The organism is Zhongshania sp., assembly GCF_041584495.1.
Classification (GTDB): Bacteria; Pseudomonadota; Gammaproteobacteria; order Pseudomonadales; family Spongiibacteraceae; genus Spongiibacter.
The window spans coordinates 1-22,355 of sequence record NZ_JBFHDY010000038.1 but is presented as its reverse complement, the minus strand read 5'-3'; the positions used below and the strand labels follow the sequence as shown (position 1 = coordinate 22,355).

Below are 22,355 nucleotides of genomic sequence, written 5' to 3'. Positions count from 1 at the left end.
CTTTTCAGATTTTCTATAAAAGAGAATATTTATGAATCTGAATTAATAACAAATTGATTCCGTAATACTTTCTTATCAAATTTACCAGTAGCTGTAAGCGGAATATCATCGACAAATCTAATGTCTTCTGGAATCCACCATTTAGCAACCTCATCTTTAAGAAAATCTTTAAGCGCTTGATCATCAAGACTGCATCCATCTTTCAATTTGACTAGCAATAGCGGCCGCTCCTCCCACTTAGGGTGCGGAATACCGATCACAGCTGCATGCCTAACATGAGGATGACTTATCGCAGCGTTTTCAAGATCTACGGAAGATATCCACTCTCCGCCCGACTTAATAATATCTTTAGCACGATCGGTAATTTGCATAAAGCCATCAGAATCTATCGTCGCGATATCACCAGTATCAAACCAGCCGTCATCATCTAGAATAACCACATCACTTCTATAATAAGACCTTACTACCCATGGCCCCCGCACCATCAATCGGCCGGGCGTTTTCCCATCAAAAGGCAACTCCTGTCCGTCATCGCTCTTAATACACATTTGCACACCAAATAATGCCCGCCCCTGCTTAGCTGCCATCTTAAACTGGGCATCCTCGTCCAGCTTAAGAGTTGCCGGTTTAGGCCGATTGAGCGTGCCCAAGGGACTAAGTTCTGTCATACCCCAAGCTTGTAAGACATCAACGTCATAAGCACGCTTGAACCGAATAATCATAGATTTTGGCACAGCTGAACCGCCAATCACCACCTCTTTCAAGTCTGGTAATTGCAGATCATTATTCGTCATATGCTCCAACAACATACTCCAGACCGTTGGTACAGCAGCGGAAAAAGAGACATGCTCTGAAGATATTAGATCATATATGTTAGCGCCATCTAGATGTGGTCCCGGAAGAACTAATTTTGCACCTGTCATCGGAGCGGAGTATACCAAGCCCCAAGAGTTAGCGTGGAACATTGGCACTACCATCAATACCGTCGATAGCGACGAAAGATTAAATGCATCTGCAGAACATGAGGCATACGCCATAAGGAGATTTGAGCGGTGAGAGTAAAGTACACCCTTCGGATCGCCAGTTGTACCCGAGGTATAGCAAAGTGAAGAAGGTGACTCCTCACTTAGCTCTGCCCAGCTAAAATCACTAGACTGATCCGCAATAAAGCTTTCATAATCTATTGCATTGTTCAACGTTGTAGCTGGAAATTGATCTTTGTCACAAAGCACTATAAACAACTCTACGCTAGGTAAATCATGCTTAATACCTTCAAGTAGTGCAACGAAAGCCGGATCAACAAACACCAAACGGTCTCCAGCATGATTTATAATAAAGCGGATTTGATCAGAAAAAAGGCGCGGATTTACCGTATGACAAATCGCACCTTGCCCAGCTATCCCATACCATGTTTCTAAATGACGATACTCATTCCACGCCAGTGTAGCAACTCTATCACCGGCTTCAATACCGTATGATTTAAGCGCATTCGCAAGCTTCTTAGCACGCATTAATGCGTCGCTATAGGTGTAGCGATGAACATCACCTGAGGCAAGCCTTGAAACAATTTCCTGGTCGCCATGAAAGCGAGCCGCGTGTTCCAAAATAGACGCCAAGTTCATCGGGAAATCCTGCATACCCGATAAATTTTTCTTATTTTTAACTTCCAAATCATTCATCACTACAAAACCTCTTCACATAAAAATAATAAATTCATTAAATGCTATACCTATAAAAATCCTGACCATAAGATCACGAGCTTGAAAAAATCAAACACGCCCCAATCGTGACAAGGCGGCCTGAGTAAGGTACCGCTGAAAAATCGACGCGTCATTTACTGAACTTTTATGGCCCCCTCGCAGTTCCTTGACATGTTCAACTCTAGTCATACGCCCACTCTGAAATTCATATGCATGAAAGTACGTCCAAGACCAGTAGGGATGCGCGCCATTACTTACCTTTTTATCGGCATCTTCAAACTGACAATAGCAGCCATCAAAGGAGCGAAATGGCAGCCCTGCTCGGTCATAAGTGACCATAGCAAGGGGCATTTTATTCCGCGCATCGAACCAAACACGCTTCTTGCTTATTGGTGCCCGCGGGAACCCAGTCGGTTCAGCCTCACACACAATCACTTCAGGTACCATTTCAACAACACTATCAAAAAAGCTATCGTCGTTCGGTCCACCATGCACTCCATGCTCCCAATTATCATGTGTAGAATTCCAACCGCCGGACAATCCAGCCAACATAGGCTGCCTTCCAACAATTTTATAATTCCCCCACGTGTGTAAAGGATCCCCCGCAGCCCATGCGTCAGAAAGGTACAATGCAGATCCCGGAACCAAAGGTTCAAATCGCTGATTCGTCGGGAATTGTCGAACCCTCCTGAAATGCGGTACATAACCATATAAATCAGGCAATTTATTTTGGTCGTAACTCCAAACATTAAGATACGACGCACCTCGCTGATCTTCAGGTGCCGTATAAACAACCGTATTGAAACGCAATTTATCCATGTACTTTGGCCAATATGGCTTTGGATCTAATACTAAACGCCCAACAGGTGATAATTCAGCCCATACTAGGTCATACTGATAATCTATTACCCCATCTGCGTTGAGGTCGTATTCCTTCATAGCAAAAAGGTTAGCATCATGCCTACCCCACGACAGTGTTAAACCCGCGAAAAGTTGCAACGCTGTTTCACTTTCCGGAAACGGGTGCCCCCCTATCCATGGTTGACCGTCCAGCGTAACCACATTGCCGGAACTGTCAAATTTCGCCAACCCTTGATTTGACAAGGTTGCCTGTTGATATTCCCAAGGCCCCATTTTCATCCAGTCAGTGGTTGTAGCGACAACTTTAAGCTTTCGCCCCATTTCAGCAACATGCTTATATTTCGCAGGATCTAACAAGTCCCTTACAAGCTCTATATTATCAGCAGTAATATAATCTCCTACCTTTATCTTACCTTTTGTATACATCTCTATTGAGAGCAGTTCATCTGGATAAGCTTTTGATACATCGCCAGCCGATGAAATCGTAGACCATAAAGGCGCCAAGACCCCCGCACCGGACAAAGCAGATCCATAGCGTAAAAACTTTCTACGATCCATTCGAGAAGACCATTTCAACAAATTCATGTCAGACTCCAGATGAACAACCGAGCATTAACTTCTCACGGCCTCATAAGCTTACTTATTTACGCATTAATCCAATACCTATTTCGTTAGAATTGATACGTTAATCGAATAGTAGCCTCATCAGCAAAATCAAAGGTCGAAACTGCGTTGCTATTAGGGTTATCCCCCCAGGCATCGCCATTGATGTAATTATAAAATCCTTCAACCGTAATCCCGTCACCCGGATTCCAGCGAATGCCGGGTTGGAACAGAATCCCGCCGTCCATATCCACCAATGTAGCTAGCTCAATTTCAAATATTTTATTCGCCGTAGGCTGGCTAAAGCCAAATACTATATAATTAGCATTCCCTTTCTTTTCATCTTTAACAGTTGATGTATCACTATCTGACAGCTGATCTACGCCGACACGACCATATCCACTCAAATGACGCCCAAGGAGATCGCTCTTATTTTTGGTCAATGCTTGAAAAACAAGATAGGTACCAGGTAGATCCTTAAAGAATCGGTGCCATTTATCGACTACCAAGGCGAGTGTATACTCTTCTTCTTCAAGCGCTTCCTGTGTTAATTGTGGACTGGTGTAACTGCGATTTGGCGTGTACTGAAGCTCCACATTAAAGATTAATTGATTTAGAAAATTATTCTCACTTTCATTTACGTAACTCACCCCAACGGCAAAATCATCTTCTCGGTGGTAACGACGCTCAAGCGTTCCACGCAAGCTGCCCCCTGCGGCCATGAAAAAGGTATTCAACTGCGCAACCGTTTCGCCAACATCAGCGCCAGGCGAGGCGTAAATATCGAGAGAACCATCGAATGGCTCAATAGCTGAGTTTAGTCCGCCAATAGCATCTAAACGCGCGAATGCAGCGTATTCAAACCACTCGTCTGCCGAATAAATACCGCCCGGACTGGCTGAAAATGGCGAATTCGCGAGTGCTTCGCCAGAATCCGAATAGCGTCTACAAAGCATTGGATCATACAAAGCACCACAGTTAGGCAACTTGGCATTGTAAGCCGTATTGATCAAAGCACCGACTGTGCCAGACAGCGGCTGATTTATGCCAGATTTTCGCCAGGCATACGTTCCTTCTGTTCCGTATTTAGACACATAGGATGCCTGCCAACCCCATTGCCCATAATCACCTTTTAAGCGAAACCCTCCAGAAAACTTCTCGTCATAATTACCCGACTCATAACTATCGGCAATTGTAAAATGTGAAGGAATAATATTATAAGGTGTATTCGGATTACCTAAGACAGTGGGCTGGAACCGCCCAACGTAACCGTCAATTAAAACATTGTCTGTCAACTGATACGTCGCGCGCACGGAGAGCATAGGAACCCGCTTATCTGAGAACTCTTCCATGCCCCGATCTAATATAGAATGCCGCCGTAAATCAAGACCGTTAGGAGTATCAAACACTCGAAAGAATATTGCCTGCCCCCAAGCAATTTGCTGGTTACCAACGCGCAACGCTAAGTCACCTGACGCATATTCAAATAGGAACGTTGGAAAATAAACTTGATAATTTTTCCCCGTCCACTCCAAGGAGTTTGGGTTCCCCCCTTCGTCCGCAATATAATCGAAATAATTCGGCGAACCTTCATAAATGCTGTTACCAACACCGGGCCCACTCTGTATACCACCCTGGAGGTGAGCTACGTCAGTTGCATCAAATGCATCGTATATTTCGGGATCAAAGATCGCTCTAACTCTAGCGATAAAACGCAGTTCATAAGTTAACGCCGCCGTAAACTCGACTTCAGCCCTCAAGATTGTATAGTTAAAATCATTATCCGTTGTTTCAATGAAGTCACCTCTGCGTACCGTGTCGCTGACACCAACCAACGGAACCGTTCCCCATGCGCCTGGGGCACCACTGCCTAACACTCCTGTAACAAGCCCGCTAGTAGGATTTAATGCCGGCGGTAAGTAAGCTTGTCGCGATATAGTTCGGTCGTTATATATTATCCCATTTTGATTATACGGATTCTCTTCGCCACTTGTAGCAAACGCAGCTTCAGCGCGAATGAACCCATTGTATGAAAAGTCAACGTCATCAAACCATCCTCCGTCCGAGGCTGACGCCATATTGCCCAAAATAGCACCACACACAACAATAACGAATGATAAGCGATTTGTTATTTTGTCTCTAAGTATCATTATTATTTCTCCTAAATAATAAATATATAATTCAACTAATTAAATATAAAATATAAACCTACCACTATTTAATTTTAATTATATTTCCTTTATTTCCCACAACAAATGCGCCAGCATTGGAAAATGGAATTGCAACCGCACCATACCACCCCGTTTGGATATCAAGCCCCTTAACTGACTGCCAAGTATCACCATCATCCGTGCTTATGATGATATCTCTCATTCCCGGCGCAACAATCAATCCATTCAATTTTGTTTTTACACCCAGCAGATTTTGATGGGTAAACGGCTGTAAAGCCTGCCATGAACGACCATAGTCACGGCTTTTCAGGATAGTTCCCTCTTGGCCAACCGCGAACGCAACACCATCCTTTCTGATATCAATAGCGGACAATGTCGGAGAAACACCACTCTCTGAACTCCCACCTGCGTTTCTTACCGTCCACGTCATTCCTTTATCATCGGAATTCATTATCAAGGAGAGTTCACCAACAACCCACGCTCTGCCGGACTCACTTACCTTTACGCCATAAATGCTAGGTTCAAACAGCCCCCCCAACCGATTATCCGGATCATCAAAAATATCCTGCCAGCCCGGTGAAACTGAATTCCAACTACGCCCCCCGTCTATAGACCGCAAAATGGTGCCAAAGGAACCTCCAGCAATTGCATAACCGTTATTATTTATATCGACGGAAAACAAGCGCTCCTCGGTCCCACTTTCGACCTTCTCCCATTCACCACCAGAACTCCGTACCAAAATCAATCCATACTGCCCGACCGCAACAGCCCCAAACTTACTAAAGCTGACATTAAGCAAGGCAAGACGGTTATCATTAACTTCAGGAAGCCATGTTTCACCGCCGTCTTCAGTCCGATAAATTAAACCGCCGGTACCTACTGCAAAGCCTTCCTTGCCGCGCATATCAATATCAAAAAAAGCATCATGAGGTATACCTCCTTTAATGAGATCTACATTAACTTCACTGGCAAAGGTTGAAAAAGATATAACGGAAAAAATAAAAAAATACGTAACTATTTTTAATATCAAGATATCACCTATAAAAATATGGCCGCAGCAATTAATTACTGCGGCGATAAAATTAAACCTGACCTAAACGCTGCAACGCTTGCTGTGTAAAGAATCGGCTATACGCTTTATCCTGATCCGCACCAAAATCTGATTTATGGCCGCCCGGATTTTCCTTATTGTGCGTAATACGACTCATTCTTCCAGATTGGGCATCAAACGAATGAATGTTAGTCCACGACCATGCTGGGCTCTTTCCATCTGGACCGACTTGAATTTTGTCACCGAGTTTGTATTGGCCAAAGTTAGTCTCGAAATTCACCCAAGGCTTATCTTGGCGGTCAAATCGTATATTTCCGCAATACATATTATTACGGACATCCACATATGCTAGCCGCCTACCAACTGGTGCACGCGGAAATCCTGTAGGTTTAGATTCTAATATCGCAACCTCAGGCGCCAATTCAAAATCCGTATCCCAGAAAGTATCGCCGTTTGGACCACCGTGCGTATCTGCCTTCCAATTTTCTTTATCGCCGTTCCACTTAGCGTTGAATCCGCCCAACATTGGCTTACGTTCAACAATTTTGTAATCACCCCATGTCAACATTGGGTCACCGGCCGCCCACGGATCGGTAAGAAACCAAGTTACACCAGGGATAAGCGGTTCAAATCGTTGATTGGTAGGGAACTGGCGTACACGCCGGAACTGAGGTAAGTACCCGTAAAGGTCTGGGAATTTACGCTGATCGTAATACCACCTTGAGAGGAATGAACTACCAGCAACATCTTGAGTAGAAGTAAAGAAAACGGTCTGCAATCGAATCATATCGTCCATACCGCGGAATGGCTTACCATCCATTCGCGCCTCCATTTGGAGCTCGGCCCAAATGAATTCGTAATCATATGCCAATGTCCCATCCGGATTCAGTACGGTATCCTGCACCGCATACTGATTATAATCAGCGCGCCCCCAGCTCATTGCTAAGTTAGCTTGAATTTCCGGTCCGGTACGCGGATTGGGAAAAGGCAATCCGCCAGTCCAATTGCCGCCCTTATTTGTTTTAACATTACCGTCTTTATCGAACACCGCGCTCACACCGTTGTTCATATTATAAAGCGTCCGGTCATAAAATTCGCGCGGGAACATGGCGCTGAAATCTTTTGTTGTCGGACGAATTCTGACGCGCCGCCCCATTGTTTTAATCTGATCAAAGCAGATTGGATCTAAAAGCTCTTTGACATGATCGACATTATCAGCAGTCAAATAATCACCCGTACTTATTTTCCCCTTTGTATACATATCGATAGACATTAATTCGTCAGGATAAACCTTAGCAAGGTCCCCGCCTGAGGCGAATATTTTATTAAGCGGCATTAATACACCGGCAGCCGCACCAGCCGCCAAATTCTTCATAAGTTGACGACGCCCATAGTCGTGATCATACTTCTTAATTATCATATTTATATCTCCATAATTTAAGTTTTACACTCACCACACTTATATCTAAAAGTATCTTTTAACTCGACGCTAACTCAAGTTGATTATTCTTATGATTTTCCTTACTTATCTCCTCGCAATCAAATGGTTCAGTATTTGAAAATATACTTAAATCAATCCCTTCTCCTATCATGAGATCATCTCTGCTCGCAAAATGGGGCTTAATCAACCAAACTAATAGAGGTAGAACCACCAACGAAAGAACCATATTTATAAGCATGATTGCCACTAACAAGAGCCCCATATCTGCCATAAATTTTAAGTCTGAAAGTAAATACCATGGCATTATCCCAATCAACATAATTGATGCTGTAAACATAATTGCCTTGCCCGTGGTAGTGATTGATTTAGTAATCGCTTTTGACCAACCAGTGTCTGGCGTATATTCCTCACAGATTCTCGACATCAAATAGATACCGTAATCTATACCCACCCCAACACCCAATACCGCCACCATCACTGAGTTTATATCTAACCCGATACCCAATACGTGCATGGTCGCAGACAACATGAAGTTTGAAATATTTACTGGAATAAGAATTATTAATGAGGCGACAGCTGACCTATATGCATAAGCTACAACAAAGAAAATAGCGACGTTAAGGAGTGCCAAAATAAGCCAGTGATAACGACTCACCACAGAGTTCATTGCCTGCTGGAGCGCTATCGTCCCAGAACCCATTCGAACAGTAAAATCTTTATGCTCTGCACCCACTGTATCCACCGCGCGCTGAGCACTTGCCAACGCAGCATCGACAGTCGATTGTTTATTATCCTTATACCAAAGGGAAATAGTGGAGTTTTGAAACTCAAAATCTGACACATGAGAAAAGTTGATCGGATTTGTACCGAAAACAACTGCCGTACCCGCTGCCCTAACCGCAGCATCTGTTGGGTCTAAAGGTAACCACTTTGGGTCGCCACCGGAGAACAATCGATTTGCCTCCATCATGTAATCTGCAAAAGATAATGTCGCACGCGGAGACAAAATCTCATCTGACTCAACCATAGCCTGAATCTGCAAGGATACAGCTACGGCTTCGGGTGTTCGGACCACACGATGATTTAAATCTCCAGTCTTTGCTTCAAGAATAATCTCGAGTGTATTTACACCAGGAAAGTGGTCATTTACTGCACGTATCGCAGTATTGAATTCTGAATCCTCCCAAAGAATATTTGAACCCTCAACCGGGTTACCAATTTCAATTTGCATTGCCAAACCAACAGACAGTGCTGTCGCTATTGCAACCACAACGGTTGTAACCCTTGCACGCTTTCCTTGAGCTACTTTTGCGATGGTGTGCAACATTTTCAGCTGCAGGCCATGACCTTCATGGTCAGTTTCACCATGCGAGACCAATTTTTCAATATTCTTTGGCGTCGGCAAATAGGACAGCACTATGGATATAAGAAAAACGCCAGTAGGGATTATGGAAATAGCCCAAAAACCGGTGAATAACGCAAAGCGTTCCATTGCAGGAATAGGTGCAAGTGCGATAAACACAATACCCATTGTATCGGTAACAACACCAAGGATAGATGGCGCCATCATGACACCCATTGTGATTTCAGCTGATTTCTTTTTGTCCCCTATTACCGAGTATATCTCGTAATATCGCTCGCTAAATTGCACACAATGTGAAAAGGACCGAGCCACGAGTAAAAGCGGGACAATCATTAACAATGGTTCAATAGGCGACGATATCCAACCCACCATACCGAAGCCCCAAATCGCAGCGACTGAACTGCATATAATCGGCGTCAACGTACCTGCAATATTCCGCATATACAGGCCAAGCGCAACAATTAAAGCAAGCAAGGTAATGCCAAATATTGTGTATGTCTGATTTTGTAGCTTGTACACCCACCCCGTTAGAACTGGTTGCCCGACGACGTACACTTCATGATTGCCATCTCTATATTCATCCGCTAATTTTTGAACCTCCCGAAACACGACATCGTAGTCTAAAAGGTCTTCCAAAAATGCCGCTGTAATTAATGTTGCGGTTTCATCTCCTGAAACATAAAACGTTCTAACATTTGGACTTTGTTCTACTTTTTTACGAAATTCGTCTAACTCACCCTGGTCACCTGGGACGGAATCACCCATTAATGGCCGCATATCTACGCCATAAGGAGTGGCCTCAGCATACCGTGCTTTTTCTGTGGAAATAGAAATTAGCGAGTCGTGATTTATGCCCGGAATCAAATCTATTGCTCGAGTAAAATCCCAAACCTTCTGAAGCGTATCCGTATTATATATATCCCCATTTTTTCGCTTTATCATAACAGTTACTGTAAGGGGATTTCCGAAATTCGGGTGATCTTTAAACACCTGAACATAAGGGTCATCTTTGGGTAGTAAGTCAGAGAATATTGTTTTAATTGTTAATCCGTTAATTCCAATAGCAAAAAAAACAGTTATCACAGCAAACAATATCGCGACCATCAACCTATTGCGCATTATTAACGCGGCAAGTCGAAAACGATAATTATCCATTTCCACACCTCATTCTTTGTATTATCGACCAAGCTAAAACACGGCACTCAACCTGCCATTGATTGATATTCAAGGTTAAAGTACTGCACTTTGAATCGTGGAGCTTATTATAATATTCTAACCTTAATCAGCTCACTGAGCTGATCAAATTGAATAACATTCTTACGGAAAAAATTTCAACGCAGCTCTGGTAAAAATTAATTCCAGCGTATTGGTAGCAGAGATTTCTGAATCTCTCAATCAGAATCCACTGACCAAAAAATTGCTTCCATATACTCATAGTTAAATGATTGCACACCAAACCCAGAGGCGCCCAAACCTTTTGATTGGCATTGCGAAGATTAATGGGTGGGTTTTCCTATCTAAAGATGGGCTTTTTATATCACCACCTATGGCGCTTTGCTTACACAGAAAAAACACCCTAAATTAACCGGCTAATTATAAATCCATAAGCAAGATGACTAAATTTTGTCCTTTAAAGATAATAAGATTACTTTTTTTTAGTATTTACTAGAAACTGCATAGAATAAGTATCATTAAATTACTTATATCTTATTAATGTTTACAGGTATTAATTAAAAATATAAACAACCATACTTTTTAGATAATCACCTGTGAGTACTATGCACGTTGATATAACCATGAAATCTATAGATAAGCGCTAAACCTTGCTTGGCCTTAGCTTTACTACTGCTATTTACAGGAAAATTTCTATGATTAAAATAAATTTTATAGACCACACTGGAACTACACACGAAGTAGACGCCTCCGAAGGAGAGTCGCTCATGAGTGCGGCAATTAATAATTTGGTTCCAGGAATTGATGGCGACTGCGGTGGAAACTGTGCTTGTGGAACATGCCATATCATCGTCGATGAAAACTGGGGAAGCCGTCTTGCTGCTCGCAATAGCGAAGAAACTTCTTTATTGCAAATGACCCCAGACTTAGAAGGCGGCTCCAGGCTTGCCTGCCAAGTTGTGCTGACTAAAGAACTAAACGGATTGGTTGTGAACGTCCCTGAACACCAAATGTAAAATTAACCTGAGGTGCATAAAATGAATATTAGCCTAAATAAAACCAACATCCCCTCCCCCTACTCAGAGGAACTTAATTCTCTTAATTTTAGTGACGGAAGACTCTTTGAAACCGACATTTGGCAACAATACTTTAAGCGTCTCCGTGAAGAAGATCCTGTACACTATCAAAAAGATAGTCCATTTGGCCCATTTTGGTCCGTTACCCGCTACGAAGATATAATGTACGTCGACAAACATCATGAGCTCTTTTCTTCAGAACCAGGTATCCTTATTGGAGACTTCGAAGATGAAATACCACTCGAAATGTTCATTGGCATGGACCCACCTCGCCATGACGAACAACGACTTGCTGTTCAACCTGTAGTCGCTCCAAAAAATCTTGCCGCAATGGAGTCACTTATTCGCTCGCGTGTCTGTACGATACTTGACAATCTACCTATAGGCGAGGAATTTGACTGGGTCGACAGAGTGTCAATTGAGCTTACATCTCAAATGCTGGCAACGCTATTTAACTTCCCATTTGAAGATCGCCGAAAACTAACCTACTGGTCCGACTTAGCCGCAGGCACACCAATTTTAACAGACGGTGAAGTTTGCCCTGATGAGCGTGCAGTAGGATTAGCTGAATGTCTTTCAACATTTCAACAGCTTTGGATGCAACGCCTCGAGGAAAAGCAGCCGGGAGACGAAGTAGGTTTAGACTTGATCTCGCTAATGCAATCTAAAGAAGAAACCAAAGACATGATGGACCGCCCCATGGAATTACTGGGAAATTTAGTCCTTTTAATCGTCGGCGGCAACGATACTACTCGCAACAGCCTGACAGGTGGCGTTTATGCTTTGAATAAATTCCCGGACGAATTTGAAAAGTTAAAAGCTAATCCAGAACTGGTTCCAAACATGGTTTCAGAAATTATACGTTGGCAAACACCACTCGCCCATATGAGGAGATTAGCTAACCAAGACATCGTCTTAGGTGGAAAGCAAATTCGAGCCGGCGACAAAGTTGTTATGTGGTACGCTTCTGGTAATCGTGACGAATCTGCGTTCACTGATCCGGACAGCTTTATCATCGATCGCAAAAATGCACGTAGTCATCTGTCCTTTGGCTATGGAATTCACCGCTGCATGGGAAATCGTCTTGCGGAGATGCAATTGCGCATCGTTTGGGAAGAAGTACTAAAGCGATTCTCCAAGATCGAAGTTGTAAATGGCCCAGTTGGCATTAAATCAAACTTTGTAAAAGGCTATAGTTATATGGGCGTTAAGGTAACCCCCATAAGCTAACGTACTTAGTGTTGGTTTAAGTGCGACACAATAGAAACTAGTCTACGTTGCACTTAAATCAAAATCACTACACTATTTCCCTGTAGTAATTACTACACGAACACCGAAGGATGACAAACCCTGCCAGCGCCCACACGTAATTAAAATCATGACAACACCTTACGTAGCGCACACAAAAATATAACTCTAATCGAAAAACAACATATTATTAGCTACATATACAGACATACTAAAACTTAGGAGTTAACAATAATGAAATTGCGCACTCGTGCTCTTGCAAAAGTGACGATCCTTTTTAGCCTACCCTTACTACCGCTTCTTTCTTACTCGAACTCATCATCTTCAGAACCCCAAAAGCAAATGAATGCAGGCACCGAATGGCGTAAGCATGGTGGTGGAGATGCTGAGCAGCGCTTTTCGCCGCTGAATCAAATTACACCTAAAACTATTGCTGATCTCGGCCTTTCGTGGTCTTTTGATTTAGGCGTAAGTCGTGGTATCGAAGCAACGCCATTGGTAATTGATGGAATTATCTACATCACAGCGACATGGAATAAAGTCTTCGCCTTAGATGCCAAATCTGGCGCATTGAAGTGGCAGTTCGATCCGCAAGTCGATCGCAGTAAAGGTGCAGATCTATGTTGCGATGCAGTTAATCGTGGCGTGGCATACTCAGATGGAAAAATTATAATGGGCACGATAGATGGCCGACTAATCGCCCTCGACGCAAAAACTGGCGCCAAATCTTGGGACGTAATCACCGTTGATCAAAGCAAACCCTACACGATAACTGGCGCGCCGCGTGTCGTGAAAAACAAAGTGATCATCGGTAACGGCGGCGCTGAATATGGCGTTCGCGGTTATGTATCCGCGTACAACATTAGCAACGGATCCATGTTGTGGCGCTTCTATACCGTGCCAGGCAATCCAGCGGATGGATTCGAAAACCCAGCCATGACTAAAGCAGCCACCACGTGGACAGGAGAGTGGTGGAAATTTGGCGGCGGCGGTACCGTATGGGACTCTATAGCCTACGACCCGGAATTAGACCTTCTATACATCGGCGTTGGCAACGGTTCGCCCTGGAACCACAGCATTCGTAGCCCAAAGGGCGGCGACAATCTCTACCTATCATCCATTGTCGCCCTGCGCCCAGACACCGGTGAATATGTTTGGCATTACCAGACCACACCTGGCGAATCATGGGACTACACAGCGACCCAACACATGATTCTAGCTGACTTAGAAATCGAGGGTAAAACACGCAAGGTTATTATGCAGGCACCCAAGAATGGATTTTTCTATGTCATAGACCGCTCAAGTGGAGAGTTACTATCAGCCAACAATTACGTACCAGTCAACTGGGCTAGCCATATCGACCTATCTACCGGACGGCCGGTAGAAAATCCTAAAGCGCGCTATGGAAACAACGCACCACACACAACATTTCCCGGGCCATTTGGTGGCCACAACTGGCACCCAATGGCATTCAGTAAAGATACAGGATTAGTGTATATCCCAGCCCTAGAAACACCCTTCACCTATTCCCATGATGAACAGTTTAATTACACTCAAGGGTACTGGAATACAGGTGCCGACATGACCATGACCTCGCTACCCACAGATAAAGCGAAATTCAAGGCCATTAAAGCCATGCTGAAAGGCCGCTTATTAGCATGGGATCCCGTCAAACAACAAGCCGCATGGAAAGTCGAACACAACGGCCCCTGGAACGGCGGCGTATTAGCGACGGCAGGCGGCGTGGTATTTCAAGGGAACGCTGATGCAAAACTAGTCGCTTATAGGGCGGACAACGGCGAACGCTTATGGGATTTTTTCGCCCAGACCGGTATAGTCGCGCCGCCAATTAGCTATGAGCTGGGTGGCGAACAATATATCGCTGTCGCATCCGGCTGGGGCGGTACCTTCGCCTTGCTCTACGGCGGACTGCTCCCCCAAGAAAGTACAGCTGGCGTAGGTCGCTTGATGGTATTTAAACTGGGCGGAAAAGCAAAATTACCAGCTTTACCCGATTCCGTATCACAAAAACCAACGCCACCGAAATCAACAGCTGACGACGTAACAATTGCCAACGGCAGCAAAATCTATGACAACAGATGCGCCGTATGCCATGGTGACCACTCAATTTCAAGTGGCTTAGTGCCAGACCTTCGATGGACACCCTACCTCAGCAGCCTTGAAGCCATGGAATTAGTTGTCCTTAAAGGCATATTAAACGCTAGAGGCATGCCGTCATTCAATAATGTAATCAGCAAGCAAGACCTAAACGACTTACGTGCATACATTATATCTAATGCAAACAAAGCGCTTGAAAAAGGAGCGGAACTTAAGCCCCAACCAAAATAATGCATTATTATAAAGCTTCGGCTTTCCAAAATGGAATGCCGAAGCCTCACTCCGACACCATACAATCTAGATTGACTGTTTCTATAACTTAAATTTAACATATAGATTAAGGCCAATATCTACGAACTTTAAAATATAGATAGATACTAAGAGAACCAGCCACCTCAACAGAGTTAGAATATTTTAAATTAATTTTATCTTATGCCCGTATGCAGCTGCAGCAGTTCGCGTACGAACGCCAATTTTTTGAAATATATTGTGGAGATGCCATTTTACTGTCGCAACAGACAGTTTCAAATCTTCGGCTATCTGATTATTATCTAGACCTGCACAAATAAGCTTTAAAATATCGATTTCCCTGCCAGTCAGCGATATATTTGGATCGACTGAAGCACTATCTTCTTTCTCTCCCACCCCATAATCAGCGCCATTGAAAATAAGTATCAGCCTGTCGACAAATTCGTACCTCTTTTTCAATTCTTTATCTACGACTATTCTGGCCCTTTTTGATCGCATTTCTTGCAGTATTTCTGCAATTTCACTTCCAGCCATCACGATTTCATATGCTTGATCTTCCGGCGCAGCCACGTCAATTACACGATCCAATTCACGGATACTTTCTCTAATGGAGCCGTTCCGCCACAAGCAGATCGCTTTTAATGAACGTAATCTATGTAAACACCTTACCCTTCCCTGACCCTGCTTAACTATGCAATCAATATGATCGCTAATTTTTCTTAGTGCCTCATCTATTCGACCATCAGCTATATGCATGCGAATTTTTATTACCCGAATAGTTTCTTCCACCCAAGGAGCCAACTCATCCGGGAAATCAAAACGATCAAAGGAGTAAAAATTTACACGCCTTATGGCTTCTTTGGCGGCGTCAGCGCTATTAAAGCGTAATTGAAGCTCTACTTCCTCAGCTAGCAGCCCAATATAAAGACGCACCTGATCTGTGCTAAGCGCAATCTCCTGCCCGTTACGCAAAACTTTACATGCCGCCTCGAATTCCCCAACCCAAAAAAGATGCCTCGCATCACCTCGTATCGAAGTAAGCAGCGGCTCAGCGGGGCCGTAGAGCGAGGTAAATGTCCGCGCGTATTTTAATCGATGTTGCACCACATCAAAATTACACTTCTGAACATGAACTTCATTGTGAATGAAATCTGCCATTGCACGTAAATAGGCATTATTCGCATCCTCACTACCAGCATTAGTTGAGGCACGACTAGCATCTATAATGGCACTATTTAGCCGCCCTAATTCAATATTGGCGAGGCCAGATATAAAATCCGCCCATACCGAAGCAAACTTAGAACCAGATTTCACGCCATACCTATATCCCTCCACCGCATAATTGATACTCTCTTGGTGCTCCCTCAACCCCAATAAAGCGTAGGCCATAACACAATGTGCTGTTGACAGAGTAAACACTTGGGACGATGGCACATTTTCAATTATTAGCTCACACAAAGAAATACTATCTTTCAATTTATCAGCAACAACCCCGGCAATTGCTACTATTGTTTTTGCGAACCAAAAAACCTCAATCTCTTCGTCCTTATCAAGTTTCCAGTTATAAAGATGAACATTTTCTATGCCTGAAAAAACCTTCTCACAAAGCGAAACCGCAAGCGCGGGATCACGAGAAAAAGTGCTAGACCACGCAAAAACGAGAAGCAACTGGGGGCTCATTGTATGATATTCAGCTGGAAGTCTACGCATCCAATCCATTACCGTATAATGATCACCATATAATTGCGCCAAATCGGGACCCCGTTTGATAATTAACTCTGCAGCTCGATTAAAGTTTTTAGCGAGCAAGCAGTATTGTACGGCCTCAGTAAGAAAATCATTATCTTCACACCAGCTGGCGGCAAGGATGCATATTCTATCGTACTTTTTTGGCTCAAATCTTTGTAATTCACTTCGCAAAAAATCAACAAACAGATGATGATACCTGTACCAGATACCAACATTGTCCTCGGGCACTATGAAGATATTGTTCTGGTTCAGATATTTTATCATCTCCACACCATTACTACATTGACTCACATAATCACAAAGATCTGCATTAAATCGTAACAAAGGAGATGTGCTAAGAAGGAATTCACGAATCGCATCAGGAAGCCCGCCTAAAACAGATTGTAAAAGATACTCTGTCAAGACCTTATCTTTACCGGTGAAATTTTCAATGTAACTCACTGCATCAACCCTATCACGGCCTATAGCTAATGCCGCAAGCTGAACACCCGCAATCCAACCCTCTGTGAGCGATCTAAGCAATTCAGCGGATTGTTCCGGGATTTCAACTTCATGCACTTCACGTAAGTATGCACCGACTTCGCGAGCATTTAGATTTAAGTCAAGCTGGGTGATTTCTGTCAACAACCCTGAAATCTGCCTTCTACCAAGCTCTAATGGAAGCTGATTTCGGCTACCAATTGCAATTCGAAGAAACGGTGTCGAATACTGTATTAATCTATTCCAAAACCTAATAATTATGGGATCAGTTATAAACTGAAAATCATCCACAAAAATAACCGACTTAACTTTTATATTGGCCAATCTAGCTACTAAAAAATCCAAAAAAGCGCTATAATCTCGAGACTGATTGGCTTCAAAAAATGCCAATTCGGTCTCCTCATACTCTTCATCTATCTCATAGCAACTGGCTAGAATATACTTTGAAAAAATCGCCGGATCATTATCCTCAGAATCCAAAGACAACCAAAAACACTGCTCACCCGAAGCCGAATACCCATCGTAGAGATAGGTCATCAACGTGCTTTTCCCTGAACCTGCGGATGCAACGACGGTTAAAGCACCTGAATTTGAAAAATGGTTTTTTATTGATGTAACCAGGCTTTCTCGACATAGAATTTGACATCGAAGAAAGGGCGGGCGCAGCTTTGATTCAATCAATCGATACTGACCAACCAGACGAGTAATATTACTCACAAAAATAACCCTTATATATTATTTAAAAATACCGTCTAAAACAATCTTTAGCACTACAATTAGTGTAGCTCAGGCCCATTTTAAATCACAATATTAACACACATCTAACGTTACCTCGCATCCACCTTCTCTCTGGGTAAATAATGTTTAAATTAGATTATCCACCTGAAATAATCATATCTATAAACATAAAAAACGGTCACATACTTCACCTTCCTACCTCCAAAATTACGATCCTACATAGCATAAAAATTCTTAGATCTGTATAATTTGTCATATAGTATAAATCTAATATTAATTACAAAATTACATTTGCGACAACCATTTAATTGGCATAATCAATGACTGCACGAATAAGGAGTAGCTGCCTAAAAGGCTTCATATCTCTAGCCGAAGAACTTGGCGGTGACCCCAAACAATTGATATCCGCTGCGGGGATCGACCACACACGAGTAAATGACGAAGATTATTTCTTTCCTTTTATCGACTTCATACAGCTACTCGCCATCAGCGCAAACAGATTAGACTGTAGTAACTTTGGCCTTCGCTTAGCCCTTAACCAAGATCATGAAATACTTGGACCCGTCGCATTTCTTGCCCTAGCCTCGTCCGATGTGCGCGAAATAATAAAGAGTGTGGGAAAATTTCTTTATCACTACACACCAGCTATCACACTCTCATTGGAGGAGGGTGAGCACTGCTACGCGCACCTAGACTTTATCGGGCTACAGGACTCTGACTACGAGCAAATAGTTGAACACACCGTTGGCTGCACCTATAACATAATTTCGCTACTTACCAACGGACTCTTAAAACCCCTCAACGTTAGCTTTCGCCATTCAAAGATATCAAGAGAGAATCAGTATCAGAATATCTTCAACTGTCCTGTTTTATTCAATCAACGCCACAACGCTATTGAGCTAGACACAAAACTCTTAAAACTCAATCTGAACTCTAAAAACCCAAAGTTACACAAACTTGTTTCAAACTATTTATCCATGGTCGAAACAGAAACTGACACAGCGACTCAACCTACTACATTAGCAAGCCATCAAGCCCGGCACCTAATAAAGAAATTGCTTCCAACTGGAGAAATCACCAGAGAATTAGTAGCTGACAAAATGAATACTCACGGACGCTCTCTTCACCGAAAACTTCAATCAGAAGGCTATACGTTTGACTCCTTAGTTGACGAAATCCGAAAAGATGAAGCCGCCAAATTAATTAAAAACAAAGATATGCCAATGTCTCAGATTGCTGGAGCTCTCGGCTACAGCGAGCAAAGTTCATTTAACCGTGCATTTAAACGATGGTTTGGAATGACGCCAAGAAAATACATCTCCAACAAAAACGCCACATAACTACCTATTACGCCAAGCGATATTGGAAGCTCAATCTTTAAACCATCATACCTTTCTCATCGAGCCACCATTACTCTCCTACGCGACTCACCAACAGAGGCATCAAAACCACCTTACATGACGAAAAAATTTGACAACCTCTAAAGCATTTCATCAAGCATAACAAGATATATAGGTGGTCTTTATTAATCTGTATTATTACCACTCACATATACCGAAGCACCATGAACTAGGGGCGTCAGCTGACTCTTTGTTGCAACTAAATTCCGAGATCTCTGACCAACTACCGCGATAGCCTTTCATGCGGAGCCTAGCGGAATCAGCATTAAGCTCATAGCCGCGAAAGCAGCGCCAATCACCCTCTTATCAGCACAGCATTATAACCATGCCCCCACTGAAGATACAAAAGCGCATCACCGTGCCTAGGATATATTATAAGCCTAGTGCGCAATACATCAACTCCCGTTACATACAGCTTTTATACATCCTCCCCTCACTACGCTAGAAATTATTGCCACATAAGGACAATAATTTATCATTTACGGACTCAGCCGATCATCACGCCCCGAAATCGATCCTTAACCCCAGCAAAGCGGACATTACGACGTAACCGTCTGACAGACTCATCTTGCCATCCGATTTTAAGACGGCAGTCTAGACGCCCACCTAACACAAAGTGGACACCAGTCATAGATATTCAAGATTACCTCCCGCGCCAGCCAGATCACCGCGTCGCCAGCATTAACGCCAATTTAAGGACCAAGCTGTAGCCACAAGGCATGCGCCCAATACCCCTGTGGCAAGCATGGCTAAACAGTTTAAAATCAATGACAATCTAATACATAAATGGCTGCGCCAGTTTGAAGCGAAGGCAGGTAGCAGTAATGACTTTATTAAAGCCACGCCGCTGACTCGCACTAGAGCAACACGCAATTCATCTGTGACACCACATTTATAATCGAACTAAGCAATGCCCCTGGCCCGGTCGCGCCCCATTGACCAATGGCCGGCCTTACAAAATTGGCTTATTGGCAGCAGTGGCCACCGCGCAGCCAATGTTATGATTTTAGTCCAGCCGAAAAAAATCAATAACCTCAACCCGCTAACTTACTTGAAAGATGCAATGGAAAGATCGCCAACAAATCAGACATCAAAGATCAACGAATCACTACCGCTTAAATAGCGGCCGTAGGCAGGGTGGCTTTGCTTGGTGCTTACATTACCACAACAAAACAACCATAAACCGTCATTCTTACCTACACGATATCACCTAATGATAAATAATAGTCCCTCAAAGACAAGATTGAGAACACACAAAAACACATGATATGCCTAACTAGCTACAACCACACTTGATAGTGGAAATAGAAAATAATCCTAATATTACACATCGATCTCTTATCATTATCACGGCTATTATATTATTTCCTTACCTCAACTCATGAAGGATGAGTTCACAAATACTGAACAGCATCCACACAATAATTTAAAATTAATTAAAATAATTTTACATACAGTTTATTATAACCAAGACAACCACACAAAAAATCACTTAATATACGACTAATTACTAATAAAGGCATATTTATGGGAATGGGTGGAATCAGCGTTTGGCAACTACTTATAATCTTAGCCATCATCATTTTACTGTTTGGCACCAAGAAATTAGGCAATATCGGTAGCGACTTAGGTAGCGCCATACGGGGATTTAAAGATGGACTAAAGGATTTTGACAAAGAATTAGACGACAACAAAAGCAACTGCTTAACACCAATAGAAAATAAGGAACTAGCAGATCCAAAAATCACTGCCAAAAGCCATATTAATAGCCAGAAATAGACAGCATGTTTGATATGAGTTTTTTAGAGCTAGCTGTTATAGCCATTATCAGCTTGCTAGTCATTGGCCCAGATCGCCTACCTCAGGCAACTCGAACTGGACTCCTTTACTTTAAAAAGGTAAAAAATGAAATTAGCAAAATACGCTATGAAATAGAAAAAGAAATTGATGACGAGGGCCTGACAAAACTAAAGAATGAAGCAACATCCAGCATTGAATCAGACCTATCTTTACTAAAGAAAAATTGGCACAAAGATGTGGACGAAATACAAGACCACACCAAAGAAGTCAAAACACGACACACTAAAACGCCTAAGAATCATAAAGATTCCACTGATAAATTACACGAAAAAAAATGATTAAGAACACTAATACAGAAAGCACAAACAGCTCGACACTCGCCACACACCTCACAGAATTGCGGGACCGCCTGATAATTTCTCTAGCCGTACTAACAGCATGCTCTCTATGCCTAATACCCTTTTCACAAGATATTTATCATTTAGTCGCCGACCCACTTCTACAGTATTTACCTAAAAGCGGGAGCATGATTGCGACAGAGGTAACGTCCACTTTCATAGCACCTCTAAAACTTGTTCTTTGTGCAGCACTGACACTATCAATGCCCGTATTCTTACACCAATTATGGGGATTAATTTCACCCGGACTATATCGTAGCGAACAAAAATGTGGCATACCGCTGTTGATTTCGAGTGTTCTATTATTCTACTTAGGGGTAGCCTTTGCGTTTTACGTGGCCTTTCCATTGATATTTAGTTTTTTCAGCGGCGCGACGCCTGAAGGCGTATCCTACACTACACCCCAGATATTACTCAGTACCTTAACACTGTAATTAAGCTTTTCTTGGCATTTGGCCTAACATTTGAGATTCCCATAGCTACAATGCTACTTATCACCAGCGGCATAACGAGCAAAAGAGCGCTAATGGAGAAACGCCCTTTCATTATAATATTTTGCTTTGTTGTTGGTATGTTTCTAACGCCACCAGACATAATATTGTAATCCCCCCATTTGCCGATACAGCTATTCGTAGAATTTAGGCTGCTTGCAGCAGTTGTCTTGGGGGTACTCCTCCTATAGCCATGTTTGGCCGCTCATTGTTGTACAGCCAGAGCCATTCCGTAGCAAGATTTT

The 22,355-nt window shown here is 43.0% G+C and carries 15 protein-coding genes and 1 pseudogene; 9 read left to right on the top strand and 7 right to left on the bottom strand.

Annotated elements, in window-relative coordinates; all coding sequences use genetic code 11:
- Positions 1-29: 29 nt before the first annotated feature.
- From ABYP33_RS08520 to ABYP33_RS08495, 6 genes are all read right to left on the bottom strand, one after another.
- On the bottom strand, positions 30-1,679 hold the full coding sequence (locus tag ABYP33_RS08520; RefSeq protein WP_373090358.1) for a long-chain fatty acid--CoA ligase: 1,650 nt from the start codon (positions 1,677-1,679) through the stop codon (positions 30-32).
- 90 nt (positions 1,680-1,769) lie between these two features.
- Entirely contained in the window at positions 1,770-3,146 is a 1,377-nt protein-coding gene (locus ABYP33_RS08515; protein WP_373090353.1) for a DUF1329 domain-containing protein, read from the bottom strand.
- 86 nt (positions 3,147-3,232) lie between these two features.
- The gene (locus tag ABYP33_RS08510; protein ID WP_373090352.1) at positions 3,233-5,314 is read right to left on the bottom strand and encodes a DUF1302 family protein; all 2,082 of its coding nucleotides are present in this window, start codon (positions 5,312-5,314) and stop codon (positions 3,233-3,235) included.
- Between the two features lie 64 nt (positions 5,315-5,378).
- Positions 5,379-6,365 carry a WD40/YVTN/BNR-like repeat-containing protein gene (locus ABYP33_RS08505; protein ID WP_373090350.1) on the bottom strand — a complete coding sequence of 329 codons (987 nt, stop codon included), beginning with the start codon at positions 6,363-6,365 and terminating at the stop codon, positions 5,379-5,381.
- 52 nt (positions 6,366-6,417) lie between these two features.
- The gene (locus ABYP33_RS08500; protein ID WP_373090349.1) at positions 6,418-7,806 is read right to left on the bottom strand and encodes a DUF1329 domain-containing protein; all 1,389 of its coding nucleotides are present in this window, start codon (positions 7,804-7,806) and stop codon (positions 6,418-6,420) included.
- Between the two features lie 58 nt (positions 7,807-7,864).
- Entirely contained in the window at positions 7,865-10,345 is a 2,481-nt protein-coding gene (locus ABYP33_RS08495) for an RND family transporter (protein WP_373090347.1), read from the bottom strand.
- Positions 10,346-11,058: 713 nt separating this feature from the next.
- Between ABYP33_RS08495 and ABYP33_RS08490 the strand changes: the two genes are divergently transcribed.
- The 3 genes from ABYP33_RS08490 to ABYP33_RS08480 all read left to right on the top strand — a co-directional run bounded on the left by ABYP33_RS08490 (position 11,059) and on the right by ABYP33_RS08480 (position 15,036).
- Positions 11,059-11,379: a 2Fe-2S iron-sulfur cluster-binding protein gene (locus tag ABYP33_RS08490; protein ID WP_373090346.1), complete on the top strand. Its 321-nt coding sequence runs from the start codon at positions 11,059-11,061 to the stop codon at positions 11,377-11,379.
- A 21-nt stretch (positions 11,380-11,400) separates the two neighbouring features.
- Positions 11,401-12,669 (top strand): cytochrome P450, encoded by a 1,269-nt coding sequence (locus tag ABYP33_RS08485; protein ID WP_373090345.1) that lies wholly within the window; start codon positions 11,401-11,403, stop codon positions 12,667-12,669.
- Between the two features lie 252 nt (positions 12,670-12,921).
- Positions 12,922-15,036, top strand: a complete 2,115-nt coding sequence (locus ABYP33_RS08480; RefSeq protein ID WP_373090344.1) for a PQQ-dependent dehydrogenase, methanol/ethanol family — start codon at positions 12,922-12,924, stop codon at positions 15,034-15,036.
- A 183-nt stretch (positions 15,037-15,219) separates the two neighbouring features.
- On the opposite strand, the gene ABYP33_RS08475 is transcribed toward ABYP33_RS08480, so the two are convergent.
- Complete coding sequence (locus ABYP33_RS08475) at positions 15,220-18,000, bottom strand: LuxR C-terminal-related transcriptional regulator (protein ID WP_373090342.1); 2,781 nt, start codon at positions 17,998-18,000, stop codon at positions 15,220-15,222.
- Positions 18,001-18,341: 341 nt separating this feature from the next.
- Between ABYP33_RS08475 and ABYP33_RS08470 the strand changes: the two genes are divergently transcribed.
- From ABYP33_RS08470 to ABYP33_RS08445, 6 genes and pseudogenes are all read left to right on the top strand, one after another.
- Positions 18,342-19,361, top strand: coding sequence for an AraC family transcriptional regulator (locus ABYP33_RS08470; protein ID WP_373090341.1), 1,020 nt, complete (start codon positions 18,342-18,344; stop codon positions 19,359-19,361).
- Positions 19,362-20,121: 760 nt separating this feature from the next.
- A pseudogene (locus ABYP33_RS08465) lies at positions 20,122-20,319 on the top strand (hypothetical protein); the annotation flags it as partial.
- 629 nt (positions 20,320-20,948) lie between these two features.
- Entirely contained in the window at positions 20,949-21,200 is a 252-nt protein-coding gene (gene tatA / locus ABYP33_RS08460) for a Sec-independent protein translocase subunit TatA (protein ID WP_373090340.1), read from the top strand.
- A gap of 5 nt (positions 21,201-21,205) precedes the next feature.
- Positions 21,206-21,559 (top strand): twin-arginine translocase TatA/TatE family subunit, encoded by a 354-nt coding sequence (locus ABYP33_RS08455; protein ID WP_373090339.1) that lies wholly within the window; start codon positions 21,206-21,208, stop codon positions 21,557-21,559.
- Positions 21,556-22,053 carry a twin-arginine translocase subunit TatC gene (locus ABYP33_RS08450; protein WP_373090337.1) on the top strand — a complete coding sequence of 166 codons (498 nt, stop codon included), beginning with the start codon at positions 21,556-21,558 and terminating at the stop codon, positions 22,051-22,053. Before ABYP33_RS08455 ends, ABYP33_RS08450 begins: the two co-directional genes overlap by 4 nt.
- 11 nt (positions 22,054-22,064) lie before the next feature.
- Complete coding sequence (locus ABYP33_RS08445; RefSeq protein ID WP_373090336.1) at positions 22,065-22,223, top strand: twin-arginine translocase subunit TatC; 159 nt, start codon at positions 22,065-22,067, stop codon at positions 22,221-22,223.
- Positions 22,224-22,355: the final 132 nt, after the last annotated feature.